At 61.4% G+C, this 24,462-nt stretch carries 33 protein-coding genes; 30 read left to right on the top strand and 3 right to left on the bottom strand.

Annotated features, from left to right (window positions below; translation table 11 throughout):
* Window positions 1–8: 8 nt before the first annotated feature.
* From rplP to K1X11_RS09485, 27 genes are all read left to right on the top strand, one after another.
* Window positions 9–428: a 50S ribosomal protein L16 gene (gene rplP / locus K1X11_RS09615; RefSeq protein WP_221029650.1), complete on the top strand. Its 420-nt coding sequence runs from the start codon at window positions 9–11 to the stop codon at window positions 426–428.
* A 24-nt stretch (window positions 429–452) separates the two neighbouring features.
* The gene (gene rpmC / locus K1X11_RS09610; RefSeq protein ID WP_221029651.1) at window positions 453–650 is read left to right on the top strand and encodes a 50S ribosomal protein L29; all 198 of its coding nucleotides are present in this window, start codon (window positions 453–455) and stop codon (window positions 648–650) included.
* A gap of 25 nt (window positions 651–675) precedes the next feature.
* Complete coding sequence (gene rpsQ / locus K1X11_RS09605; protein ID WP_221029652.1) at window positions 676–1,008, top strand: 30S ribosomal protein S17; 333 nt, start codon at window positions 676–678, stop codon at window positions 1,006–1,008.
* Window positions 1,009–1,040: 32 nt separating this feature from the next.
* A complete protein-coding gene (rplN, locus tag K1X11_RS09600) occupies window positions 1,041–1,406 on the top strand; it encodes a 50S ribosomal protein L14 (protein ID WP_221029653.1) in 366 nt (121 codons plus the stop codon).
* Between the two features lies 1 nt (window position 1,407).
* Window positions 1,408–1,674, top strand: a complete 267-nt coding sequence (gene rplX, locus K1X11_RS09595) for a 50S ribosomal protein L24 (RefSeq protein WP_221029654.1) — start codon at window positions 1,408–1,410, stop codon at window positions 1,672–1,674.
* A gap of 134 nt (window positions 1,675–1,808) precedes the next feature.
* Window positions 1,809–2,381 carry a 50S ribosomal protein L5 gene (rplE, locus tag K1X11_RS09590; RefSeq protein ID WP_221029655.1) on the top strand — a complete coding sequence of 191 codons (573 nt, stop codon included), beginning with the start codon at window positions 1,809–1,811 and terminating at the stop codon, window positions 2,379–2,381.
* 12 nt (window positions 2,382–2,393) lie between these two features.
* On the top strand, window positions 2,394–2,699 hold the full coding sequence (gene rpsN, locus K1X11_RS09585) for a 30S ribosomal protein S14 (protein WP_221029656.1): 306 nt from the start codon (window positions 2,394–2,396) through the stop codon (window positions 2,697–2,699).
* Window positions 2,700–2,794: 95 nt separating this feature from the next.
* Window positions 2,795–3,187 (top strand): 30S ribosomal protein S8, encoded by a 393-nt coding sequence (rpsH, locus tag K1X11_RS09580; RefSeq protein WP_221029657.1) that lies wholly within the window; start codon window positions 2,795–2,797, stop codon window positions 3,185–3,187.
* Between the two features lie 15 nt (window positions 3,188–3,202).
* Entirely contained in the window at window positions 3,203–3,739 is a 537-nt protein-coding gene (gene rplF / locus K1X11_RS09575) for a 50S ribosomal protein L6 (RefSeq protein ID WP_221029658.1), read from the top strand.
* A gap of 23 nt (window positions 3,740–3,762) precedes the next feature.
* The gene (gene rplR / locus K1X11_RS09570) at window positions 3,763–4,125 is read left to right on the top strand and encodes a 50S ribosomal protein L18 (protein WP_221029659.1); all 363 of its coding nucleotides are present in this window, start codon (window positions 3,763–3,765) and stop codon (window positions 4,123–4,125) included.
* A gap of 13 nt (window positions 4,126–4,138) precedes the next feature.
* A complete protein-coding gene (gene rpsE, locus K1X11_RS09565; protein ID WP_221029660.1) occupies window positions 4,139–4,765 on the top strand; it encodes a 30S ribosomal protein S5 in 627 nt (208 codons plus the stop codon).
* A 79-nt stretch (window positions 4,766–4,844) separates the two neighbouring features.
* A complete protein-coding gene (gene rplO / locus K1X11_RS09560; protein ID WP_221029661.1) occupies window positions 4,845–5,291 on the top strand; it encodes a 50S ribosomal protein L15 in 447 nt (148 codons plus the stop codon).
* A gap of 109 nt (window positions 5,292–5,400) precedes the next feature.
* Complete coding sequence (gene secY, locus K1X11_RS09555) at window positions 5,401–6,906, top strand: preprotein translocase subunit SecY (protein ID WP_221029662.1); 1,506 nt, start codon at window positions 5,401–5,403, stop codon at window positions 6,904–6,906.
* A gap of 60 nt (window positions 6,907–6,966) precedes the next feature.
* The gene (locus K1X11_RS09550) at window positions 6,967–7,389 is read left to right on the top strand and encodes a nucleoside monophosphate kinase (RefSeq protein WP_221029663.1); all 423 of its coding nucleotides are present in this window, start codon (window positions 6,967–6,969) and stop codon (window positions 7,387–7,389) included.
* Window positions 7,389–8,192, top strand: coding sequence for a type I methionyl aminopeptidase (gene map, locus K1X11_RS09545; RefSeq protein ID WP_221029664.1), 804 nt, complete (start codon window positions 7,389–7,391; stop codon window positions 8,190–8,192). Before K1X11_RS09550 ends, map begins: the two co-directional genes overlap by 1 nt.
* 54 nt (window positions 8,193–8,246) lie before the next feature.
* Entirely contained in the window at window positions 8,247–8,618 is a 372-nt protein-coding gene (rpsM, locus tag K1X11_RS09540; RefSeq protein WP_221029665.1) for a 30S ribosomal protein S13, read from the top strand.
* A gap of 18 nt (window positions 8,619–8,636) precedes the next feature.
* On the top strand, window positions 8,637–9,188 hold the full coding sequence (rpsK, locus tag K1X11_RS09535; RefSeq protein WP_343212913.1) for a 30S ribosomal protein S11: 552 nt from the start codon (window positions 8,637–8,639) through the stop codon (window positions 9,186–9,188).
* Window positions 9,189–9,235: 47 nt separating this feature from the next.
* Window positions 9,236–9,847: a 30S ribosomal protein S4 gene (gene rpsD, locus K1X11_RS09530; RefSeq protein ID WP_221029666.1), complete on the top strand. Its 612-nt coding sequence runs from the start codon at window positions 9,236–9,238 to the stop codon at window positions 9,845–9,847.
* Window positions 9,848–9,944: 97 nt separating this feature from the next.
* Entirely contained in the window at window positions 9,945–10,949 is a 1,005-nt protein-coding gene (locus tag K1X11_RS09525) for a DNA-directed RNA polymerase subunit alpha (protein ID WP_221029667.1), read from the top strand.
* A gap of 209 nt (window positions 10,950–11,158) precedes the next feature.
* Window positions 11,159–11,680, top strand: coding sequence for a 50S ribosomal protein L17 (gene rplQ, locus K1X11_RS09520; protein ID WP_221029668.1), 522 nt, complete (start codon window positions 11,159–11,161; stop codon window positions 11,678–11,680).
* Window positions 11,681–12,105: 425 nt separating this feature from the next.
* Window positions 12,106–13,644 carry a glutamine-hydrolyzing GMP synthase gene (gene guaA / locus K1X11_RS09515; protein WP_221029669.1) on the top strand — a complete coding sequence of 513 codons (1,539 nt, stop codon included), beginning with the start codon at window positions 12,106–12,108 and terminating at the stop codon, window positions 13,642–13,644.
* 113 nt (window positions 13,645–13,757) lie between these two features.
* On the top strand, window positions 13,758–14,519 hold the full coding sequence (locus tag K1X11_RS09510; protein WP_221029670.1) for a hypothetical protein: 762 nt from the start codon (window positions 13,758–13,760) through the stop codon (window positions 14,517–14,519).
* Window positions 14,520–14,587: 68 nt separating this feature from the next.
* Complete coding sequence (hisD, locus tag K1X11_RS09505) at window positions 14,588–15,883, top strand: histidinol dehydrogenase (RefSeq protein WP_221029671.1); 1,296 nt, start codon at window positions 14,588–14,590, stop codon at window positions 15,881–15,883.
* Window positions 15,884–15,924: 41 nt separating this feature from the next.
* Window positions 15,925–17,025: a histidinol-phosphate transaminase gene (gene hisC, locus K1X11_RS09500; RefSeq protein ID WP_221029672.1), complete on the top strand. Its 1,101-nt coding sequence runs from the start codon at window positions 15,925–15,927 to the stop codon at window positions 17,023–17,025.
* On the top strand, window positions 17,004–17,600 hold the full coding sequence (hisB, locus tag K1X11_RS09495; RefSeq protein ID WP_221029673.1) for an imidazoleglycerol-phosphate dehydratase HisB: 597 nt from the start codon (window positions 17,004–17,006) through the stop codon (window positions 17,598–17,600). Before hisC ends, hisB begins: the two co-directional genes overlap by 22 nt.
* Before the next feature lie 101 nt (window positions 17,601–17,701).
* Entirely contained in the window at window positions 17,702–18,325 is a 624-nt protein-coding gene (gene hisH, locus K1X11_RS09490) for an imidazole glycerol phosphate synthase subunit HisH (protein ID WP_221029674.1), read from the top strand.
* Window positions 18,326–18,460: 135 nt separating this feature from the next.
* Window positions 18,461–19,750 carry a citrate synthase gene (locus K1X11_RS09485; RefSeq protein ID WP_221029675.1) on the top strand — a complete coding sequence of 430 codons (1,290 nt, stop codon included), beginning with the start codon at window positions 18,461–18,463 and terminating at the stop codon, window positions 19,748–19,750.
* Window positions 19,751–19,890: 140 nt separating this feature from the next.
* Here the strand turns inward: K1X11_RS09485 and K1X11_RS09480 are convergent, their stop codons facing one another.
* The 3 genes from K1X11_RS09480 to K1X11_RS09470 form a co-directional block, all read right to left on the bottom strand.
* A complete protein-coding gene (locus tag K1X11_RS09480; protein WP_324726153.1) occupies window positions 19,891–20,379 on the bottom strand; it encodes a type II secretion system protein in 489 nt (162 codons plus the stop codon).
* A gap of 100 nt (window positions 20,380–20,479) precedes the next feature.
* Window positions 20,480–21,187: a VC0807 family protein gene (locus tag K1X11_RS09475; RefSeq protein WP_221029677.1), complete on the bottom strand. Its 708-nt coding sequence runs from the start codon at window positions 21,185–21,187 to the stop codon at window positions 20,480–20,482.
* A gap of 97 nt (window positions 21,188–21,284) precedes the next feature.
* Window positions 21,285–22,442 (bottom strand): Sb-PDE family phosphodiesterase, encoded by a 1,158-nt coding sequence (locus tag K1X11_RS09470; protein WP_221029678.1) that lies wholly within the window; start codon window positions 22,440–22,442, stop codon window positions 21,285–21,287.
* A 180-nt stretch (window positions 22,443–22,622) separates the two neighbouring features.
* Here K1X11_RS09470 and K1X11_RS09465 point away from each other — a divergent pair, with 180 nt between their 5' ends.
* The 3 genes from K1X11_RS09465 (at window position 22,623) to K1X11_RS09455 (ending at window position 24,449) form a co-directional block, all read left to right on the top strand.
* Window positions 22,623–23,378: a pyridoxine 5'-phosphate synthase gene (locus tag K1X11_RS09465; RefSeq protein WP_221029679.1), complete on the top strand. Its 756-nt coding sequence runs from the start codon at window positions 22,623–22,625 to the stop codon at window positions 23,376–23,378.
* Window positions 23,379–23,463: 85 nt separating this feature from the next.
* On the top strand, window positions 23,464–23,883 hold the full coding sequence (acpS, locus tag K1X11_RS09460) for a holo-ACP synthase (protein WP_221029680.1): 420 nt from the start codon (window positions 23,464–23,466) through the stop codon (window positions 23,881–23,883).
* Entirely contained in the window at window positions 23,880–24,449 is a 570-nt protein-coding gene (locus tag K1X11_RS09455; protein WP_221029681.1) for a hypothetical protein, read from the top strand. The genes acpS and K1X11_RS09455 overlap by 4 nt, the downstream gene beginning before the upstream one ends.
* Window positions 24,450–24,462 lie beyond the last annotated feature (13 nt).

The raw sequence follows: 24,462 nt of genomic DNA, 5'->3' as shown, positions 1-24,462 counted from the left end.
TAACCACAATGGCTCTCGCACCTTCCCGCACCAAATACCGCAAGGTAATGAAAGGCTCGAATGCCGGTAACGCCAAGGGTGGCAACACCATCGCGTTCGGCGAATTCGGCCTGCAGTCCCTCACCCGTGGCCAGCTCACCGGCCGTCAGATCGAAGCCGCTCGTGTGACCATGAATCGTCACCTCAAGCGTAAGGGTAAGATCTGGATCCGCGTGTTCCCGCACAAGCCCGTCACCTCCAAGCCGGCGGAAGTCCGCATGGGTTCCGGTAAAGGCTCGGTCGACCACTACGTCGCCATGATCAAACCCGGCGCCGTGCTCTTCGAGCTCGCCGGCGTTCCTCAATCGATCGCCAAAGAGGCCTGCCGCCTCGCCGATGCCAAGCTGCCGTTCCACTGCCGCTTCATCGTTCGCGATTCCTCCATCTAAACCTCCTCGATCCGACATCCGTCAATGAAAGCCAAAGACATCCGCGAACTCGCGCCGACCGAGATCGAGACCAAGCTCCGCGAAACCCGTGAGGCCCTGCTCGATCTTCGCCTCAAGAAGAACGCCGGCCTCGTCGAGAAGCCGCATCAGCTCCGCAGCCTCCGCAAGGAGATCGCTCGCCTGGAGACCATCCTTAACGAGAAGCAAACCGCCGCCGCCTGAGGGCAGCCCAATATAAGCAACCGCCATGTCCACCGAGACCCGCAATGCCCGCAAGACCCTCATCGGCGTCGTCACCAGCCGCTCCGGCGACAAGTCCGTCAAGGTCACCATCCCCTACAAGATCCCGCACCCGCGCTACAAAAAGGTCATTAACCGTAAGTCCGTCGTCCACGTGCACGACGAGAAGAACGAGACTCACGTTGGCGACAAGGTCGAGATCATGGAAACCCGCCCGCTGAGCCGCCTGAAGCGCTTCCGCATCCTCCGCATCGTCACCCTCTCGGCTGACGTTGAGGTTGCCGCCGCTCGTGCTGCTGAAGAGGTCAAGGCCGAAGCGGCCGCTGACTCCGAGGCCTAAGACCCAGCCCATCCACTCCCAGGAGGTATACCATGATTCAACTCCGTTCCGTTCTCACCATCGCCGACAACACTGGCGCGCGTAAGGCCCACATGATCTCCAAAAAGGGAGCCGGCCGTAACGTTGCCACCGTTGGTGACATCATCACCGTCAACATCAAGGACAGCTCCACCGATGCTTCGGTCAAGAAGGGCGAGGTCACCAAGGCCGTCGTCGTTCGCACCAAGGCGCCGATCCGTCGCGCCGACGGCAGCTACCTTCGTTTTGACTCCAACGCCATCGTCATCATCAATCAGGACGGCAACCCGAAGGGCACCCGCATCTTCGGCCCCGTCGCCCGTGAACTGCGTGCGAAGAACTTCATGAAGATCATCTCGCTCGCTCCGGAGGTCCTCTAAAATGCAGAAGTTCCATATCAAACGCGGCGAAGAAGTCGTCGTCATCGCCGGCGCCCACAAGGGCAAGTCCGGTAAGGTTCTCGAACTCTTGGCCGCCAAACAACGCGCCCGCGTCGAAGGCGTCGCCATGATCAAGCGCCACGTGCGCAAGTCCGAAGAGAACCCCAACGGCGCCATTGTTGAGCGCGAAGGTTCGGTTCACGTCTCCAACCTTATGCTCAAGAGCCGCTACGATGCTTCCAAGAAGCGCGCCGCAGCCTCTGCCTAAAGCTGAATCCGCAACCGCGTTGCCTCGGTAAGATATCACTTGCCAAGTCGACGCGGCGACTGCGTTACTCGTCCTCTTTTTCCCGCAATCATCTCAATTGCCGCCGCTGGGTCGGTAATCCAGCGACAATTAAAATGAGCCAGTCCAATATTCCCGCCCTCAAGGCGCACTACAAAGAAACGGTTGTTCCCGAGCTGACCAAGAGCCGCGGTTACACCAACCCGCATCAGATCCCCGGTCTGGTGAAGGTTTCCATCAACTCCGGCTTCGGCACCGATCTGGACAAGAACCAAGTCGGCGACGTGCTTCGTGATCTCGGCCTCATCGCCGGTCAAAAGCCGGTTGCTTCCAAGGCCCGCAAGTCGGTCGCCAACTTTAAGCTGCGCCAAGGCCAAGTGGTCGGCGCCCATGTCACCCTCCGCGGCGACGCCATGTGGGACTTCCTTTATCGTCTCATCGCCATCGCTCTGCCGACCATCCGCGACTTTCGCGGTGTGCCGACCCGCCTCGATGGCAAGGGTAACTACAATCTCGGTATCGCCGACTTCTCCATTTTCCCGGAAATCTCCGTTGAGAACGTCAAGCGCACCATTGGCTTCGATATCACCATCGTGACCACCGCTTCCACTGACGATGAAGGCCGCGAGCTGCTCAAGCTCCTCGGTATGCCTTTCCGTCGCGCCGCCGAAACCGCGCAAGCCGCCTAAGCCTTTTTCGCCATGCCGAAGACCTCCGCCATCTACCGCAACATCAAGCGCCAGAAGCTTGCCGACAAATACGCCGCAAAGCGCGCTGAGTTGAAGGCCGCGCTCCTCAATCCGGAAACTTCCGACGAGGACTTCTTCGCTGCGCAAAAGAAGCTGCAGAAGCTCCCGCGCAATTCGTCGCAGGTCCGCGTGAAAAATCGCTGTTCCCTCAGCGGTCGCCCGCGCGCCTACATCCGCAAGTTTGGTGTCTCCCGCATCCAATTCCGCGAGCTCGCCCTCGCTGGCAAGATCCCGGGTGTCATCAAATCCTCCTGGTAAAAGCGTTTAACTTTTTCAGTCGACCGGGGGTTCGTCCCGCACCCTGCGGGGCCCGGATATGACCCGGCGACCGAGACCTACAAACATCCACCCAAATGACCGATCCTATTGCAGACCTCCTGACGCGCTTGCGTAATGCCAGCGCCGCTCAGCTGGACAAGTGCGTTGTTCCGCACTCCAAGCTCAAAGCCAGCCTCGCTGGTATTCTCAAAAGCGAAGGTTACGTGAATGACGTGACCGAGAGCACCGATGCCAAGGGCCACAAGACCCTCGTCGTTGCCATGAAATACGTCGCCGGCACCCCGGCTCTTACCGGCCTCAAGCGCGTCTCCACTCCGGGCCGCCGCCTCTACTACCGCTATACCGACATTCCGCGCGTTCTCAATGGCCTCGGAATTAGCATTCTCTCCACCTCCAAGGGTCTCATGAAGGACCAGGACTGCCGCCGCAACAAGGCGGGTGGCGAGCTCCTCTGCAACATCTGGTAATAGGAGCCCATTCACATGAGCCGCATCGGCAAACAACCCGTTCCCGTTCCGGAGAAAGTCAAAGTGACCATCTCTGGCCAAACCATGTCCGTCGAGGGCCCCAAGGGTAAGCTCGAGAAGACGTTCAACAACGCCGCCAAGTTCGTTTTTGAGGAGGGTGAGATTCGCGTCTCTCCGGCCGACAAGACCCGCTTCGCCAACGCCATGTATGGCACCGCTCGCTCCATCATCGCGGGCATGGTGCAAGGCGTGACCGAGGGATTCGTCAAGGATCTCGAGATCTCCGGCGTTGGTTTCAAAGCCGTTCTCAAGGGCAACACCCTCGATCTCGCACTGGGCTACTCCCACCCGATTCTCTACCCGGTGCCGGATGGCATCACGGTGACCGTCACCGATCAGACCAAGGTCAAGGTCGAGGGCGTCGACAAGCAGCTGGTCGGCGAGGTCGCCGCCAACATCCGCTCCTACTACCCGGCCGAGCCCTACAAGGGCAAGGGCGTCAAATACGTTGGTGAGCGCGTCCGCCGCAAGGAAGGTAAGACCGTCGCCTAAGGCCCAGAAAGGTAACTGCACCCATGAAAACGATTCAAAAAGCCAAGCTTCTCCAGAAGCGCAAATGGCGCATTCGCAAGAAGGTCTCCGGCACCGCCGCCCGTCCGCGCCTCTCCGTCAAATTCACCTCCAAGCACATCTACGCCCAAGCCATCGACGACGAGGCCGGCGCGACGCTTGCCTTCCTCTCCAGCCTCGACGCGGAGCTGCGCAAGCAGAACCTCGCCGCGAATCTCGCTGGTGCCGAGGCGCTCGGCAAGGCGTTCGCCGCCAAGGCTACCGCCGCTGGTATCACCGATGTGGTCTTCGACCGCAATGGTGCCCTCTACCACGGTAAGGTGAAGGTGTTCGCCGACGCCGCCCGTGAAGGCGGACTCAAATTCTAAGAACGAAAAGGCCATGAGCAATCCCTCCGCCAATCCTTCCTCCAACTCCCCCGCCGGTCACAATCGTGGTCCGGGCGGCCGTGGCCCCGGTGGCCGTGGCCCGGGCGGCAATCGTCGCGACGGTCGTCGTGGCGGCCGCGATAATGCCCCGACCCAAGACGAGGGGCCGGAGCTCTTCGAAAAGGTCGTTTTCATCAACCGTTGCGCCAAGGTCGTCAAAGGTGGTCGCCGTTTCAGCTTCTCCGCCCTCGTCGTGGTCGGCGACGGCAAGGGCCAGGTCGGCGTTTCGCTCGGCAAGGCCAACGAGGTCCCCGAGGCTATCCGCAAGGGTAATGAAGGTGCCCGCAAGCGCATGACCAAGGTTCAAATCAAGAACGACACCATCCCGCACGAGGCCTTTGGCGTCTCCGATGGTGGCAAGGTGCTCATCCGTCCGGCCACTCCCGGCACGGGTCTCATCGCCGGTGGCGGTGTGCGCGCTGTCCTTGAAGCTGCCGGTGTGCACAACGTGCTCACCAAGTCGCTCGGCTCCAACAATCATCAGGCTGTCGTCAACGCCACGTTCGACGCGCTCAAGCAGCTCCGCAACCGCGAGACCATCAAGGCTCTCCGCGCTCCGGTCGCTACCAGCGAGGCCTGATCTCCGCTTATCGTCCGTAACTTTATCCGAGTCCCGATGCCGCCGTTGCGGAATCGGGGCGTCCATTGAGGAAACCAAAATGAAACTCCACGAACTCAAGAATGTTGCTGGTGCCGTGCACCGCAGGAAGCGTGTCGGCTGCGGCGAAGGCGGCGGCCACGGTAAGACCTCCGGTCGCGGCGGTAAGGGCCAAACGGCTCGTTCCGGCGGCGGTATCCGGATCGGCTTTGAAGGTGGCCAGATGCCCCTTTATCGTCGTCTGCCGCACCGCGGCTTCAACCAGGCGAACTTCCGCACTGAGCCGGCCGTTCTGAATGTCGGTGATCTCGCTCGTCTCGACGAGAGCGTGACCGAGGTCAACGCAGAGGTGCTTGCCAAGGCCGGTATTATCCGCGCCGGTGAGACCTTCGTGAAAGTGCTCGGCGACGGTGAGCTCTCCCGTGCCCTCAAGGTCACGGCCAGCAAGTTCTCCGCTTCGGCCAAAGCCAAAATCGAGGCCGCTGGCGGCGAAGCCATCGTAGCCTGATTTCATCTTATGCGGAAGTCGGCTTGTGGGGCAGGGGAGTAAAACACCTTGGCCTGCAAACCGGCTTTTCCGCGTCCAGTTTTTTACAATCCGCAATTACTGAACCCCCGTGCTCTCTGCCTTTACGAACTCGCTGAAGATTCCTGAGCTCCGTCAACGGATCTTCTATACGCTGTCGTTGCTGTTCGTCGCCCGCGTGGCGGCGGTCGTGCCGCTGCCGGGCTTGGACCCCGCACCGCTGAAGGCGTTCTTCGCCGACCAGACGGCTGCTGGTTCCGGTGCCCTCGTTGGGCTCTACAACATGTTCACGGGTGGAGCTCTGGTGCAGGGCGCGATCGGCGCGTTGGGCATCATGCCCTACATCAGCGCATCGATCATTTTCCAGCTCATGACGGCCGTGGTGCCGGCCTTGAGCCGCCTGCAGCAGGAAGGGGACGTGGGCCGTCAGAAGCTCACGCAATACACGCGTTATGCGACGGTGTTGATCTGTTTGGTGCAGGGCACGCTGCTTATTCTGGCGCTAGAGAATCCAGCTCGCCTTTTCAGCGGCTATGATGTCGCGGCCTACGGTGACATCGTCATCGTGAGCAAGGCGTGGTTCCTCATCACGTCTGTGGTCATCATGACGGCCGGCACGATGCTCCTCATGTGGCTCGGTGAGCAGATCACGCAGCGCGGCATCGGCAACGGTGTCTCCCTCCTCATCACCATCGGTATTTTGGCGGATATCCCCGGGGCCGCTCAGGCGACGTGGCAGCTCTTCTTCGCTCCGGTGGGAGTGCAAACGCTCGGCCTGCCGCAGGGACTCGTGATGTTCGGTCTCTTTATCGCCGTTACGATGGGCATCATCATGGTGGTGCAGGGCCAACGGAAGATCCCGGTGCAATACGCCAAGCGTGTGGTCGGCAATAAGGTCATGGGTGGCCAAAGCTCCTTTATGCCGCTCAAGGTGAACTACTCGGGTGTCATGCCGGTGATTTTTGCCAGTGCGATTCTGATGTTCCCGCAACAGATCATGTCGCAGCTCGGCGCCGCGATCGGTTGGGACTTCTTGGTCGAATTCGCCAATAACCTTTTGCGCGGCCACTGGGTCTACTACGTCGGCTTTGGATTCCTGATCCTGTTCTTCAGCTACTTCTGGGTGTCGGTGATGTTTAAACCGATCCAGATCGCCGATGATCTCAAGAAGTATGGCGGTTACATCCCGGGCGTCCGTCCCGGTGAACCGACAGCCAAATTCTTGGACTTCATCATGACCCGCCTCACTTTGGCTGGCGCGATCTTCCTGACGATCATCGCCGTCCTGCCGGACGTTCTGCTCTTCGAGCTTAATGTCCCGCAACGTATCGCGATCTTCTTCGGTGGCACCGGTATGCTGATCACGGTGGGTGTGGTGCTCGACACCATGCGCCAGATTGAGACCTTCCTGCTGCAGCGTCATTATGATGGCTTCCTCAAGAAGGGTCGCGTGCGCGCTCGCTCCGCTTCGCAAACCCGTCAGGGGGCGCTGGGCGATGCCGCCAGCGCCGACGCGGTTTACAAGCTCACTGCCTTCATGGGTGGCATGCTCGCCTTCGGTTTGGCCATCTGGCTGTGGCGCCAGTTTGGCGGGTAAAAATAACCCTTTACTTTGGCCACGGCGGTCTCCACGTTCTGCCCCCTTTCGCTTGGCGGTATGCCCGCCAAGGCCAAGGTTCTGATCCTTGGATCCATCTCGTCAGCCTTGGCTGAACGATCCCGTTCTTTGAATTTTGAGCACGTCTCTTCTGTTGAAATGATACGACAGGAGATTTCGCGCCGCACGCCCGCCGGCCAAGCCGCCGAGCGTGCACTGGAAAAGGGTCTTCCGATTCCAGACCAAGTTATCTTCGGCGTCATGCGTCGTTGGTTTTGGGCGCGCAAACCCGATGCGGGCTTCGTCCTTACGGACTTCCCGGCTACGTTGCTCCAAGCAAAAGTATTCGACGAATGGTTCGAGTCTCGCGGCATGTCCCTCAGCGCCTGCGCTGTCGGTGATGCGGCTGACTCCGTCGTCGTCGATCATTATCGCACTCAAGGTTACGACGTTTTCGTGGCCGACCAACTCCTCGCCGTCTGATGGCCATTCCGATTAAGAACTCTGCAGCCATCACGAAGATGCGCGAAGCCAGTGCGATTGCCGCGACCGTGCTCTATACGCTTAGAGAGCACGTCGCGCCTGGGATCACTACCTACGACTTGGATCAAATTGGCCGCGAGCTAATGCAAAAGCTCGGTGCCCGCAGCGCCTGTTACGGCTACCAAATCGGCTCCCGCCGATTCCCCGCCTACACCTGCCTCTCCGTTAACGAGGAGGTGGTTCACGGCATCGGTAGCATGAAACGGGTCCTCTCCGACGGCGACATCATCGCCCTCGACGTAGTGTTGGAAGTCGATGGATACATCGGCGACAACGCCATCACCGTGCCGGTCGGCACCATCTCATCCGCTAAGCAAAAACTGCTGCGGGTCACCGAAGAAGCCCTCCGCTTGGGTATCGCCCAAGCTACGGTCGGCAACCGCATCGGCGACATTTCGCATGCAGTGCAAACCCACGTGGAACGTAATGGTTTCAGTGTGGTGCGCGACATGGTCGGCCATGGGGTAGGGGCCTCGATGCACGAGGAACCGCAGATCCCCAACTTCGGCCGCCGTGGTAAGGGAGAGATTATCCGTCCGGGCATGACTCTGGCTATCGAACCGATGGTCAACGTCGGCAATTGGCGGACGAAAACCCTGCGCGATGGCTGGACGATCACGACCGTCGATAACTCCGACTCCGCGCATTTCGAACACACCGTGCTCACCACCGAACAAGGCCCCGAGGTCCTCACGATTCCGCGCCTTGATTCGTCTCCCACGGTTCACGCACTGACCGCGTGATCCCTTCCCGTTTTTACCAACTAACCTTCCCTTAAACACCCAACACCTTCCACTATGCCTCGTCTCCTTGGCGTCGACATCCCGGCGAAGAAAAAGCTCAACTACGCGCTTCGCTACATTTATGGCATCGGTCCGCAGCGGGCCGATCAGATCGTGCAGGAAACCGGACTCGATCCGGACATGCGTGCGAACGACCTGAATGAGGAACAGCTCAATCAGATCCTCAACGTCATCACCGAACACAAATGGGTGGTCGAAGGTGACCTCCGCCGTGAAATCACCGGCAACCTGAAGCGCCTCCAGGCCATCGGTTGCTACCGTGGTCTCCGTCACCGCCGCAGCCTCCCGGTTCGCGGTCAACGCACCAAGACCAACAGCCGCACCCGCAAGGGCCCGCGTCGCACCGTTGGTGTCACCAAGAAATAACCCATTCCCTTTCCCGTCATGGCCGAAGAGAAGCCCACTCCTGAGAACGAAACCAAGCCTGCCGCCGCCGCCCCCGAGGGTGCCGCTCCGGTTGAGGCCACCGATGCCCCGGCCGAGAAGAAGGTCGAGTTGGTTGGTGGCGTGCCCAAGCAGCCCACCGCTGAAGACCTCCTGAAGGAGGAGCTCGGCGCGGTGAAGATCCGCAAGGCCAAAGGCTCGAAGAACATTTCTTCGGGTATCGTTTCCGTCCTCGCCTCGTTCAACAACACCATCGTTTCGATCACCGATCCGAAGGGCGCCGTCATCTCCTGGTCCAGCGCCGGCAAGTGCAACTTCCGCGGTTCCCGCAAGTCCACCGCCTACGCCGCCCAGATCGTCGCTCAAGATGCCGCCCGCGCCGCCATGGCCCACGGCCTCAAGGACGTCGTGATCAAGGTGTCTGGTCCCGGCCTCGGTCGTGACTCCGCCGTCCGCGCCATCCAGGCCATCGGCCTCGAGGTGACTTCGATCATCGATGTCACCCCGGTCCCGCACAACGGCTGCCGCCCCCGCAAGCGTCGCCGCGTCTAATGCGAGCCCGCGCAATCCAACTTATTTAAAAACAAGGATCACCTCCCATGGCTCGTTACATCGGACCCACCACTCGCCTCAGCCGCCGCTTCGGCCAGCCGCTGTTTGGCGCCACCAAGGCTTACGAGAAGCGCTCGTATCCGCCCGGCCAGCACGGCCCCCGTCTGCGCCGCAAGAAGTCGGAATACGCCATCGGCCTCGATGAGAAGCAGAAGCTGCGTTACGTCTACGGCCTCCTCGAGCGTCAGTTCCGCCGCACCTTTGAGAAGGCCAAGAACGAAAAGGGCGTTACCGGTGAGCGCTTCCTCCAGCTCCTCGAGACCCGTCTCGACAGCACGGTTTACTCCCTCGGCTTCGCCAAGACCCGCGCCGCTGCTCGTCAGCTGGTCAACCACGGTCACGTCCGCGTGAACGGCAAGAAGGTCGACATCTCCTCCTACACCGTCGTCGCTGGCGACGAGGTGATGATCAAGGACACCCCGACCTCCCGTCAGATCGCGACCCGCAATCTCGAAGAGACCCGCGCCCGCAACGTCCCCGGTTGGCTCACGCTCAACCAAGAGACCTACACCGGCGTCGTGAACCGTCTGCCCACCCGCGAAGAGATGACCCAGGACATCAACGAGCAGCTGATCGTTGAGTTCTACTCTCGCTTCTGATTGGCGCTAATTGCCGAGTTTAAGAGGGAAGTTGACGTTGAAGACCTCAACGTCCTCCTCCTTAAACTTAACCTTTTGACTTAATCTCTTAATCACCATGCCAAAACGCCTCGGTAAGTTCGAACTCCCCAACAAGCTCACGAAGGTGGAGGAAGGCTCCACCGCCACCTACGGCAAGTTCATCGCCGAGCCTTTCGAGGCCGGTTACGGTCACACCATCGGTAACTCCCTGCGTCGCGTGCTGCTGTCCTCCATCGAGGGTGCTGCCATCGCCTCCATCAAGATCGAAGGCGTGAACCACGAGTTCCAGAGCGTCGACGGCATCGTCGAGGACGTCACCGATATCGTGCTCAACCTCAAGAAGGTGCTCATCGTTTCGACCGCCAACCGCGACGAAGTGGTGCTCGGCATCAAGGTTGACCGCGAAGGCCCCGTCACCGCGGCCGACATCCAAGCCGACGCCAACATCACCATCGTCAATCCGGAGCAGGTCATCTGCACCATCGACAAGGCCCAGCCTTTCGAAGCCGAGATCACGGTGAAGACCGGTCGCGGCTATTGCCCGGGCGAGCTCAACAAGAAGGAAGATCAAGCCATCGGTGTCATCCCGATCGACTCGCTCTTCTCCCCGGTGAAGCTCGTCAAGTATGCCGTTGAGAACACCCGCGTGGGTCAGATCACCGACTACGACAAGCTCATCCTCGAGGTCTGGACCGACGGTCGCATCACCCCGGACGACGCCCTCAAGCAAGCCGGCTCGATCCTCAAGCACCACCTCGACGTTTTCGATCGCGTGTCCGAGGAGACCTACGAGTTCGACAACCAGCAGTCCGAGGTCAGCGAAGAGCAGAACAAGCTCCGCAAGCTCCTCAACATGTCGGTCAACGAAATCGAACTCTCCGTTCGTGCGGCCAACTGCTTGAACAACGCGAACATCACCACGGTCGGCGAACTCGCCATGAAGACCGAGCAGGAGATGCTCAAGTATCGCAACTTCGGTAAGAAGTCGCTCAACGAGATCAAAGAGAAGCTCGAGGCCCTCGGCCTTTCGCTCGGCATGAAGTTCGACGAGCGCCTCCTCGACTCGAAGAAGGAAATCTAAAAACCGGGCGGTTTTACGCCCGGTAAATCCTAAATCCCAAATTTCAAAATCCTAACAGAGGTAGCAACGATCCCGTCGCAGTTCTGTTTAGGATTTAGTCATTAGGATTTAGGATTTTCTCCCCTCCCGGTCTTCGCGCCGCCGTGCCGCCCAACGCTGCAGCCCGGTAGCCGATCGGAGACCACCACACACCAAAAACACACACCACAATGCGTCACAAAGTTCATCGCCAGTCCCTCGGCGTCACCCGCGAGCACCGCGCGGCCATGTTGTCCAACATGTCCGTGTCCCTGATCACCTACGGTCGCATCAAGACCACCCTGACCAAGGCCAAGGCCCTCCGTCCCTTCATTGAGAAGGTCGTCACCAAGGCCAAGAAGGCTCACGCCAAAACCGAGGCCAAGGACAAGTTGCACCTCAAGCGCCTCGCTCTGCGCGATGTTCGCGACACGGCTGCCATTGACCTGCTCTTCAACGACAAGGTCTCCGAGTTCCTCAACCGTCCGGGTGGTTACACCCGCATCTACAAGCTCGGCGCCCGTATCGGCGACGCGGCTGAGATGGCTCTGATCGAATTCGTGAAGGCCGACGATCCGGGTTACAAGAAGCCGAAGAAGAAGGCCGCCCCGGCCAAGGCTGAAGCTGCTCCGGCTCCCGCCGCTGAAGAGGCCCCCGCTGCCGAAGTCGAGGCCACCGAGGCTCCCGCGACTGAAGAAGAGAAGAAGGACTAAGGCCATTGGCCTGCGTGCCTCTCGCCACTTTCAACGCCGATCGGTTTTCCCGGTCGGCGTTTTTCTTTGTCCCCGTCAACGGGCATGCCAAACCGTTGGATGCGCCATGATCGATCTCACCACCGCCGCTGTAATTTACTGTCTCGGACTGGCGGCGTTCTTTCTCGGTCTATGGATCTATTATGATCGCCGGGACCACGCCCGATTTGAGGCGGAAAAACGGAAGACGATCTTCCACTGCGTGCGGTGCGAGCATGTTTACACCACGCGGGGCAGGGTGGATGAAGCCAATTGCCCGCGATGTGGGCACCTAAATGGCCGACTGCGTTTTTAAGACCCGGCGCGATAATTAAGGGTCCGAGAGGAAAACGTCGCGGAGAAGCATCGCCTCTTGATTCCGGCATTGCGGGTGCTTTTGCTCCCCCATGGCTCAGACGATCGCCGTCCTCGATTTCGGTTCCCAATACACGCAGGTCATCGCGCGTCGCATTCGCGAGTGCGAGGTTTACTCGAAGATCTACCACTACACGACCTCGGCGGAGGAATTGAAGAAAGATGGCGTCGTGGGCGTGATCCTTTCCGGTGGTCCGAGCAGTGTTTTCGCGAAGGACGCCCCGATGCCGGACAAGGCGGTGTTTGAACTCGGCGTTCCCGTGCTCGGCATCTGTTACGGCCTCCAGCTCATGGGCAAGATGCTCGGCGGTAAGGTCGCGAAGAGCAAAGAGCGCGAGTTTGGCCATGGCACCCTTTCCATCACCAAGCCCGGCCGCCTCTTCCGCAAGCTGCCCCGCAAACTCCGTGTGTGGAACTCCCATGGCGACAAGGTGACCGAGCTGCCCCCGGGTTTCGCGCCAATCGGCACGACGGACAATTCGCCCTTCGCCGTCATCGAGGACCGCAAGCGCGACTTCTACGGTATCCAATTTCACCCCGAAGTATTTCACACCGAGCGTGGCGTGGATGTGATCCGGAACTACCTGCTCAATGTCTGCGGCGCGGCCCAGGATTGGACGACCAAGGATTACATCGACCATGCCGTGGAGGAAATCCGCAAGACGGTCGGCAAGTCCCGCGTCATTCTCGGTCTCTCCGGCGGCGTTGATTCCTCTGTAGCGGCTGCGCTGATACACAAGGCCATCGGCAAGCAGCTTACCTGCGTTTTTGTCGACAATGGTCTGCTGCGCAAAGGGGAGCGGGAGGCGGTGGAGAAACTCTACGGCGACCACTTCCACATCGACCTGCGGGTGGTGGATGCTTCGAAGCTTTTCCTACGTCGCCTCAAGGGCGTCGAAGAGCCCGAACAGAAGCGCAAGATCATCGGCAATACCTTCGTCAACGTCTTCGAGAAGTCGCTCAAAACGATCGGCCACGCCAAGTTCCTCGCGCAGGGCACGCTCTATCCGGACGTGATTGAGTCGGTCGCCATCGGCAACAACCCGGCGGCCTTGATCAAGAGCCACCACAATGTCGGCGGTCTGCCCGAGCGCATGAAGCTCAAGCTGCTCGAGCCGCTGCGTGAACTCTTCAAGGACGAGGTCCGCGCCGTCGGCGCCGAGCTGGGTCTGCCCCGCGAGGTGGTTTGGCGCCAGCCCTTCCCGGGCCCGGGTCTCGGCGTGCGCGTGCTGGGCGAAATCACCAAAGCCAAGCTCGACGTGCTCAAGGAAGCCGACGCCATCCTCATGGAGGAAATGAAGACCACCGAATGGTATTGGAAGGTGTGGCAGTCGTTCTGCGTTTTCCTGCCGGTCAAATCCGTCGGCGTCATCGGTGACGAGCGGAACTATTCCTGGGTGATTGCGGTCCGCGTGGTGGAGTCCATCGACGCCATGACCGCCGACTGGACCCGCCTCCCGTATGATCTGCTGCAACGCATTTCCAATCGTATCACCAACGAGGTTCGTGACGTCTCGCGTGTGGTGCTCGACATCAGCTCGAAGCCGCCCGCCACGATTGAGTGGGAGTGAGGCAGCCCTCCGGTGGCTTGCCGGTTTTGCCCCGTCTGCAACTTGCATTGGTGGGGGGAATCCCCGATGGTTTCCGCCTGCTTCTGCGTCATTTGTTTAATCGCTCGCGCATCATGAAATCCCTGTCCCGTTCTCTGCTCCTCCTCGCTTTGGTCGCCGCTCCCGTGTTGGCTCAACCCACTGCGATCATCGCGAAGGCCCGTTCGTTCCTGGGTGGCGACGCCGCGCTCAATGCGATCAAGTCGGTGCATTATCACGGCCAGCTGGAATCGACCATCACCAGCGCCGACGGTGAAACCCGTTCCACCACCGCCGAGATCGACATCATTTTCGCCAAGCCCTTCTACCAACGCATCGCCATCACGACGCCGGAGAAGAACGAAACCACCGCCCTCGACATCTACGAGGCGTGGCAGCGCATCGAAAACCCGGAGAACGTCAACCAGTGGCAAATGTCGCTGCTCGACCAGCCGCAGATCCGTCGTCTGCGCGCCAACACCTGGGAAAATCTGTCCTTCTTCGCCGGCTTGGAGAAGCAGGGCGGCAAGGTGATCGATGGCGGTCTGGTAACCAAAAACGACCGCAGCCTGCACCTCGTCTCCTTCGACCATGGTTACGGCATCGTCTTCCACCGCTATTTTGATCCCGCCACCGGCAAGCTGGTGGTGAGTGAAACCGACAGCGGCGCGACCATCACCGAGGACGGCGAAAACCGCGTCGCGGGCGTGCGTTTCCCCGGCTCGGTCACCACGGTTTCGCCCCGCGCCGACGGTGGCTCGACCCAAGTCAAAGTGGTCTTCGACAAGGTGACGGTGAACGAGACCTTCCCGGCCTCGCTCTTCCGCGTCCCGACCGTCGCGCCGACGGCCAATTAAGTTGCCGGTTCGTTTCCGGCTGGCTCGAACGCACTCCGCCCGCTAACGCTGGGCGGTTTCTCTTCATCGTGCGCCAGATCAACTTTGCTTCCAAGTCCGCCCGGACGGAACTCGCCGCCTTCTGTGCAGGGGCGATCGTTCCGACTGCGATCGTAGACAGCGTGGCCGCCATCCTCGCCGATGTGCGCGAGCGCGGTGACGCCGCCGTCGCCGACTACGCGCACCGTTTTGATGGTGCCTCGCTCAAGCCCGCCCAGTTCCGGGTGCGTCCCGCCTCCCTCGCCGCCGCGGCCAAGCGTCTGCCCGCCGCCCAAATGAAGGCGATGAAGGCCGCGCTCGCCAATATCCGCGCCTACAACAAGCAGGGCCTGCCGCAGAACTGGACCAGCACCAACGCCCAAGGCGCGGAGGTCGGCGAACGCCACTATCCGATCCGCCGGGTCGGGCTCTACGTGCCGGGTGGGGAAGTGCCCTTGGTCTCGACGGTGCTCATGACCGCCACGCTCGCGAAAATCGCTGGCTGCCCTGAAATCGCCGTGTTCACGCCCTCCAATGCCAAGGGCAAAATCGCCGACGGTCTGCTGGCGGCCCTCCACCTCATCGGGGTGACCGAGGTTTACCGTATCGGCGGCGTGCACGCCATCGGCGCGATGGCTTACGGCACCCAGACGATCCCGGCGGTCGACAAGGTTTATGGTCCGGGCAACGCCTACACCTGCGAAGCGAAACGCCAGGTCTTTGGCACGGTGGGGGTCGACAGTCTGCCGGGGCCCAGTGAGGTCATGGTCATTGCCGACGAGTCCGCTCGCGTGGATTTCGCCGCCGCCGACTTGCTGGCGCAGGCCGAGCACGGCTCTGGTCGCGAAAAGATTTACCTCGTCACTTCGACCGCCGCGGTGGCGGAGGCCATTCACGCCGAAGTTCAAAAGCAGCTGCCGACGCTCGGTCGCAACGAAAAGGCCGAGCGCGTGCTCGATCAGGGATTCCTCACCTTGATCGCCCCCAAGCCCGAGCAAATGGCGGAGGTCGCCAACTACGTGGCTCCGGAACACATGGAGCTCTTGGTCAAACCGGCCACGGCCAAGAAACTCGAGCGGACCATCACCACTGCCGGAGCCATGATGATCGGCAACCTCACCGCGACCGCCTTGGGCGACTTTACCGCCGGCCCCAGCCACGTGCTGCCGACCGGCCGCGCCGGCCGGTTCTTCAGCGGTCTGCGGGTCGCCGATTTCTTGCGTCGCACCAGCATCATCCGCTACGACCAAAAATCGATCGCCAAGGGCGCCGAGGTCGTCGCGGCCTTCGCCCAGATGGAGCAGCTCGACGCTCACGGTCGCAGTGCGACGATGCGCGTAGAGTAAGCGAGCCTCCTCGGCGTCGTTGTCCTCTACCTGAACTCACCATGCCTACGCCCTCCGAACTTGCCCGCGCTCATGTGCCCGCGCTCTACGCCTACACGCCGGGCCTGCAGCCGACAGATTCCGGTTGGGTTAAACTCAACACCAACGAGTGCCCCTACGAACCGAGCCCGCGCGTGGTCGCGGCCATTCAAGAGGAGCTCACTCACGGCGGCGCGCGGCTGCGCCTCTACCCGAGTCCGACCAGCGCGCCGCTCCGCGCAAAGATTGCGGAAGTGCATGGCGTGACCCCGGAGCAAGTCATCGTGGGCAATGGCTCCGACGACATTCTCAATCTGCTCGTGCGCGTCTTTGGTGACGATCGTCAGAGCACCGGTTTCACCTTTCCGAGTTACTCGCTCTATCCGGTGCTGGTGGCGATCCAGGACGGTGGCACCGAGGTCATCGAGTTCGACCGCTCCATGCGCCTGCCGGTTGATCGCATTGCGCAATCCGGGGCTCGCGCGTTTTTCCTGACCTCGCCGAACGCGCCGACCGGCGTCGGTTTCACCAATGCCGAACTCCGCGCCGTGCTCAATACCTTCCCGGGCGTGCTCGTGGTGGACGAAGCTTACGCGCCGTTTGCCGAAGAGAACGCCGTCCCGCTGCTCGCCGAGTATCGCAACCTGGTCGTCGTGCGCACGCTCTCCAAAGCCCACGCCCTCGCCGGCATGCGCGTCGGTTACGCGCTGGCGGATCCCGAGACGATCGGCCTGCTCGATCGCGTGCGCGACAGCTACAACGTCAACCGCCTCTCGCAGGTGGCCGCGCTCGCCGCGCTTTCCGATGCGAGTTACTACGACGCCATCATCGGCAAAATCAAACGCACCCGCGACCACTGGGCCGGGGAGTGGGCGCAGCGCGATTGGTTCATCTATCAGTCCGCCACCAACTTCCTTTTCGTGGAGCCACGCAACGCCGCGGGTGAGAGTGGACCGGCCGTCGCGGAGTCCCTTTTTAAGTTCTTCCAATCGCGCAAGATCCTCGTGCGCGCCTTCCCCAGCCACGCCTTGACCGCATCCTTCCTGCGAATCAGCGTCGGCACCGACGACGAGATGCTCGCCGTCGACGAAGCAATCCAAGCATGGCTGACCAACGCACCGTAACCGTCTCGCGCAAAACCGCCGAAACCGACATCGAGCTCACGCTCGCGGTCGACGGCACCGGCGTGGCCGATGTGGCCACCGGCGTGCCGTTCTTCGACCACATGCTCACGCTCTTCGCGAAGCATGGTTTGTTTGACCTCACCGTCCGTTGCGACGGCGACGTCGATGTGGATTACCATCACACGGTGGAAGACGTGGGGCTCGTGCTCGGCGACGCGCTGAAGCAGGCGCTCGGCGACAAGAAGGGCATCCGACGTTACGGCTTTTTCCTGCTGCCGATGGACGAGTCGCTCGCCCGCGTGGTGGTCGATATCGGCGGCCGTCCGCACCTCGTCTACGAGGCCAATGCGCCGACCATGTTTGTGCGCGATTTTAACATCATCCTGGTGAAGGAATTTTGCCGCGCCTTCAGCAACGCCCTCGGCGCCAACCTGCACGTCGCGCTCCTCTATGGTGAGGAACCGCACCACGTCGCCGAAGCCATCTTCAAGGGCCTCGCCCGCGCGCTCGACATCGCGACATCGATCGACCCGCGCGCCGCCGACAGCCTGCCTTCAACCAAGGGACTTATATAAGGAGTCTTAAGGTCCAAATGTCCGAAGGTCTAAAAGTCAGGAATCACCAATCCGACCTTTAGACTTTTAGACTTTGGGACTTTCGACTTCATCTCGAAGAGATGATCGCCGTCGTCGATAACGGAATCTGCAACCTGCGCAGCGTCACCAAAGCCTTGGAGGCGGTTGGTGCGCAGCCTCATGTCATTCGCACACCGGCGGAACTCGAAGCCATCTCGGCCACCGGTCTGGTGCTGCCGGGCGTCGGTGCGTTGCGCGATTGTGTGGCTTCGCTCCGCGCCACGGGACTGGCGGATTCGGTGCGCGAGTGGATTGCCGCGGATCGTCCGTTCCTTGGTGTGTGTCTCGGCATGCAGGCGCTCTTCGAACGTTCGGAAGAGGGCGGTGTTGAAGGGCTCGGCATCTTTCCCGGCGAAGTGAAACGCTTCCGCCTGCCGCCGGAGTTTAAGGTGCCGCACATGGGTTGGAATACGGTGCGCTTCACGCAGGCCGATTCGCCGTTGGCCGCCGACCTCGCGACGGAAGGGGAGTCGTTTTATTTTGTGCACAGCTATCACTGTGTGCCGGCGGACTCGCAGCTTGTGTTGGCACAGGCCGATTACGCGGGCCCGTTCACGGCGGCGATTGCGCGCGGACGTTGCTTCGCGACGCAGTTCCATCCGGAGAAAAGTCAGGCGAAGGGATTGCAAATCTACCGCAACTTCGCGCGCGTGGCGGCGGGTTGAGCGAATGAAATTTCGCTGATCTCTATTCGTTCGGCTAAAGTTGTGCGACCCACTCGCTAATGTTGTGGGAATGGTTCCGCTTTCTGTAGGTCTTTGCTTTGCAATACCTCTAATATCCATTCCCTTTCTCTCCTTATGGCACAGTCCGCTACCCTAAAGATTGGCGACCAAGAACTCGAACTCCCGGTCCTCGAAGGCACCGAGAACGAGAAGGCGGTCGATGTCCGCAAGCTTCGCTCCACGACCGGTTACATCACTTACGATGAAGGCTTCGGCAACACGGGCTCTTGCCAAAGTGAAATCACTTACATCGACGGCGAGGCCGGCATCCTCCGTTACCGCGGTTACCCCATCGAACAACTTTCCGAAAATTGCCGTTTCATCGACGTGGCCTACCTCGTCATCTACGGCGAGTTGCCTTCCACTGCTGAACGCGCCCGTTTCTCGGCCGCGTTGACCGAGCAGGCGCCGCTGCGCGCCGGAATGGAGCGTTTCATTCAGAACTTCCCGCGCGACGCCCACCCGATGGCGGTGCTCTCGTCGTCGCTCAACGCCTTGGGCGCCTACTACCCGCACATCGCTTCCAACAATCACCAGCGGGACTTGGAACACTTCGACGAAGCTGCGGCCATCGCGCTCTCGAAGGTGCGCACCATCGCTGCGCACACCTATCGCGTCAGTGGCGGTCTCCCGCTCAACTACCCGAAGAAGAGCCTCGGTTACGCGGAGAACTTCCTGCACCTGATGTTCTCGGTGCCCTACGACGAGTATAATGCCACGCCGGAAGTTGCTCGCGCCATCAATCTCTTCCTGCTGCTTCACGCCGAGCACGAGCAGAACTGCTCCACTTCGACGGTGCGCATGGTCGCCTCCGCGGGCGCCAATCTTTTCGCCTCCGCCGCCGCCGGCGTGAATGCCCTCTGGGGCCCGCTGCACGGTGGTGCCAATCAGGCCGTGATCCAGATGCTCACCGCCATCCACGAGGCGGGCGACGACGGCTCGAAGTTCCTTGAAGACGCCAAGAACGGCAAAGCCCGCCTCATGGGTTTTGGTCACCGCGTCTACAAGAACTACGACCCGCGCGCCAAGATCATCAAAGGTAGTTTCGACGCCGCCCTCGCGAGCCTCGGCATCACCAACGATCCGCTCTTGGACATCGCCCGCAACCTCGAGCAGGCCGCGCTCAGCGACGATTACTTCATCTCGCGCAAACTCTACCCGAACGTCGATTTCTACTCCGGCCTCATCATGAACGCCCTCAAGATTCCGGCCGAGATGTTTACCGTCATGTTCGCCATCGGCCGCATGCCGGGCTGGATCGCCCAGTGGCACGAGGTGGCCTCCAACCCGAAGGCCAAGATCAACCGCCCGCGTCAGATCTACGTGGGCCCGGCCAAGCGCGACGTGCCAGGCTTCGGCGAATAAGCCGCTCGCCGCATCGCTAAAGTTCCAAACGCCTCAGAGTGATCCGGGGCGTTTTTGTTTTACCGGTAGGGCGGGACTGCTGGGCCCGTCGCAGGGTGCCGGACGGCCCTGTGCCGTGAGCGAGACCGCAACCGCAGTCCTCAGAACTGCAGCACGTAGGAGTAGCGACCGGTGTTGCCGCGGAACTGGCCGGTGGTCAGATCGCCGTCGTCGAACTTCGCATCGAAGCGGGTGAGCTCAGCGGTGGTGATGGTGGCATCCGCGACCGACACTGCAGCGACGACGCCGAACACATTGTAGTCCCAATCGTAATTCCCGCCGATGGGGGTCTTGGCGGCAAAGGCATCCGCGTCGAGGGTGCTGTTGCCGCTCAGCATCGCGGGAGGCAGCACCCCGATGTTGGTGTCGGCCGGGAAGCTCCCGTGCTCCAGCGCGTAGGTTTCGAAGGCGGCGGCAAAGATGCGAATGTCGTTCGCGAGGGTGGAGTGGCGGGAGTTCTCTCGCACCCGCGAGAAAGCCGGAATGGCCATGGCCGCCAAGAGGCCAATGATCACCACCACGATCATGATTTCGACCAACGTAAAACCGCGGGACCGTTTGGGGACAGGGTAGGCAGAGGACATAGGCATCGGGGTATTCATGCGTGCAATCGCCCGCAAAAGTGCCGAAAAAGCCTTGGCCGGCAATGTCGGTTTTTGCCTCGAAATACGGCCCGCGGCCGGTGGATTGTTAGTCCTTCTTCACGTGCTCGGCGTGGATCATTTCCTCAAACTTGAGACCGGTCAGCCGCGTGATGCCGGAAACCAGCCGCCAGAGCGCGAAGATCATGATGACCATGGTGGGCAGCACGATGACGGGCCAGCTGAGGGCATTCATCTTGCCCAGTTCCGCATTAAATTCGGGCGTGCCGGTCGGGCTCTGCAGGAGCCAGCGCGCCAACCCGAAGTTGAGGCAGGCGCTCAGCGCGAAGGACAGCACCAGCAGGTAGGTCGACGATTTGAGTAACGCATCGAAGGTCTTCACGCGTCCCTTTTCCTGCAACTGCTCCTCGATCTTGGCGACGTCGAGCACCTGATCGTTGAAGAGAAACTGCCGCACCAGCGGGCGCGAGGTATACATCGAGATCCATACCGCCAAACCAATGAGGGCGGGCACCGCGGCCTCTTTGACGGCGAACCAGAAGCGGTCGACTTCGGTGAGCCCCAGTCCGCCCGTCAGGAGCACGCTGGCAAAACCGAGGATGGAGATGAAGTTGGCCTGCTTGCGCTTGGCAAAGTCCCAGATGCCGTAGCTCACCGGGAAGGCCAGCGCGACGATCAGCCCGACCACCGGTCCCAGTCGCTCCGGCGTGCTGGCCTTGGCCAGAATGAGCGACGGGATCGCGATGTTGCAGAGCAGATTAACGAGCAGGTTCTCGCGTTTGGCGGGAGGCGGCATGCGCGAAGTGGATGCACGAACGGCGCGCATCGAAAGGGCAAAATGTCGGACCGAGCGTAGGCGTGAGCGGGAGTCCGCGCGCGGACAGTAGCCCGGCTCAGTGCTCTGCGGCGGCCGACGCGTCTGTGCCGACCGTCAACTTTTCCCAGGTGAGGGTGGGATGGGTGGCCGGCGCGATGATGGCGTTGAGCACCTCAAAACTCAGGTCGACGGCTTCGAGCTTCTCCCGGGTTTTGAATTCCAAGGTGATTTGACCGTGTGCGGGCACCCGGAAGATGTCGGCCGTCCGATGCAGCGCGTAGGCCGAGCGGTTGCGCAGGGTGAAGGGCGTGCTGCTGCTATTGGAGACCACGACCTTGAGGGCGAGGTGATCGTTGGGATAACCCACCGGCGCGATGTCGAGACAGGCGCGGGTCAATGGCTCCACCCAGCGCTGACGTCCGATCAGAGTATCCGTATACCAGACCACGGTGCGGTGATCGAAGAGAGCCTCGCGCACGGCCGGCGCCGTCTGCGCCTCGGCGAAAATCAGGGTCACCGGACGATGCAGGTGCGGGTAGGTTTCGTATTCCCACGCGATCAGACCGTGCACGTCCGAGGTGCCCATGATGGTAAGATCGTGATCGAGTGCGATCTGCAGTGCCTCCTCGGAGTAGCGGCCATGATTCACCACTTCGATGCCATGCAGGACCTTGGCCGCGATCATTTGCTCATGCAGGGGCGTGAGTTCGGAGACGCCATCGGGCTTTTGCGGCAGCCACATGGGATGGTTCCAGAACAGGAAACCGCCCTGGCGGGTCGCTTCCTGCGCCACGGCCATCGGGTCGTCCATGATCAACCGATTCGCGTCCTCGATGAAAATCGCGTTGATGTGCCCCGGGGGCATGCTGCGGGTGACTTCCGCACCGGTCACCACGAGCAAGTCATCCTGGGCGTGGTCGTGGGCGAGGTGAAAACTGCGATTGCGATCGGGGTGGGGGATGTCGGCGGCGTGGGGCTGATACTCCAAGTGTTCGGTGAGGGCCATCACCTCAATGCCATCGCGCTTGCTCTCCTGCACGCGGATGGTCGGCCACACCGCGCCGTCTGAAAACACCGAGTGCTGATGCAGGTCGCTGACAAGGGTCAGGTAGCCCGGCAGATCCGGGAAATCAAAAGGCTCATCCCAATGGTGAGCTTCATCGTCGTGGGCCAGCAGACCGGTGGTCGTGAGGGCAAAGAACAGAGCGGCGCGGAGAAGGCGGTCGGCAGTCATGAGTCGAATCGAGGGTGAGGACGGAACAGGACTCGAAGGCTTACTGGCTCTGGCGCAGGCGCTCAAGGGAGGCACCGTTACAATTGCGCGTCCGATAGCGGCGAAGCTGCACCGTCGGAAGTGCGGGCGCATTCGTTTTCCTGATTTCGCGCCGGCCGGAAACCGTTATCGATTTCCGTAATGATTCTCCTGGGTCTCAACATCGATCACTGCGCCACCGTCCGCCAAGCCCGCTACCGCTCGGTCCCGGCCGGCGCCGAACCCGCCGTCGAACCGGATCCCGTCGCCCTCGCCGTGCAAGCCGAGCGCGCCGGTGCTGATGGCATCACCATTCATCTGCGCGAAGACCGCCGGCACATCATCGATGCCGATGCGCGCCGCGTGCGCGAGTCGATCGCCACCCGCCTGAATCTCGAGATGGCGTGCACGCCGGAGATGACGCAGATCGCGATCGAACTGAAACCGGACTCCGTCTGCCTCGTGCCGGAAAACCGCGCCGAGATCACGACCGAGGGCGGACTCGACGTGGTCGGGCAACGCGAGCGGGTGAAGACCATCATCGACGCAATGGCGGCGGTCGGCGTGACCGTGAGCCTGTTCATCGACCCCGATGAGCCGCAGATCGCCCTCGCCGCCGAGCTCGGTGCGCCCTGCATCGAACTACACACCGGCGCATGGGCCAACGCCTTCTATGTCGAAGATCGCCGCGCGGCGGAGTGGTCCCGCCTCGTGCGCGGCGCCGAACAAGCCCATGCGCTCGGGCTCACGGTCAACGCCGGCCACGGCATCAACTACGTGAACGTCGCCGAGATCCGCACGCTCCCGCACCTGCACGAGTGCAACATCGGCCACAGCATCATCAGCCGCGCGCTCTTCACCGGCATCGACGAAGCCGTGCGCGAAATGCGCGAGCGGCTGAACGCCGGGCAGTCGTGAGCATCGAGTAGCGCGTAGCGAGCATCAGGCCGGTAGGCGTTTTTACTCTACTCGCTAGTCGCTACTCGCTAGTCGCTTCCTATCCATGATCGACCTTCCACCCGGCGGCATTCTTCTCGGCCTTGGCTGCGACCTCATTGAGGTGGAACGCATCCGAGGCGTCTTGGAGCGGCAGGGCGAGCGTTTCCTCAACCGCGTGTTCACGGCCGAGGAGCGAGCCTACTGCGACAGTCTGAAGCACCCGCAAAAACACTACGCTGCTCGCTTCGCCGCCAAGGAAGCCGTCTCCAAGTGCTTCACCACCGGCATCGGTGCCGAGCTCGGCTGGCAGTCGATTTCCGTCTATCATGGCGAACGTCACGAACCGCGCATCCGTCTCGACGCCAAGGGCGAGGCGTTGTTGCAACAGGTCGGGGGCTCGCATGTGTTGGTGTCGCTGTCCCACACCGAAACCTCCGCCATGGCCGTTGCCGCCATTCTTAAAACTCCTCCCGCATCCGCATGAGCGCTGATCCCTCGACCGAAACTCAGAAACCCTCCCAAGTTCCCTCCTGGATCATGGTCGGTTTTGCCGCCGGCCTGCTGACCATGTGGGGCTTCCAAAGTGGTGGTGACCACGACGACGCGCCCGCGCCGGCCGAGACCACGCTCGCCGCGACCGCGAGCTCCGCGGACTCTCCGCCCGAAAAGCCGCGGGAGAACCCGCTCTCCGTGGGCGACAAACCCAGCATGGAAATGGTGCAGGAACTCTTCGCCGGGTTGCGTGATTGGGCCTTCTGGACGGACGACCGCACCGAGTTTGCGGTGTGGAACGGCACCACCATGAGCTTCAGCGATCACTTCGAAGTGATTCGTCTGCGCGACGCCGACTACTTCCGCGCCATCCCCGGTTTCAGTCGGCTGCCCATCGACGGTTACGGCCCGGAGCACAGCCCCATCCTTTTCACCGAAACGGCCGAGCAACGCGCCAAACGGTTCTTCGAGGCCAACCCCGACAAACGTCCGCCACCGCCCGCCAAACCGCAGGCGCCGGAGTTCAACACCTTGCCGCCGCCACCGAGCGGTCGGTAACGCGCATCGCTTC

The organism is Actomonas aquatica (assembly GCF_019679435.2).
Taxonomy (GTDB): Bacteria; Verrucomicrobiota; Verrucomicrobiia; order Opitutales; family Opitutaceae; genus Actomonas; species Actomonas aquatica.
The sequence above is the reverse complement of the archived record's forward strand: the minus strand, read 5'-3'. Positions and strand labels throughout refer to the sequence as shown.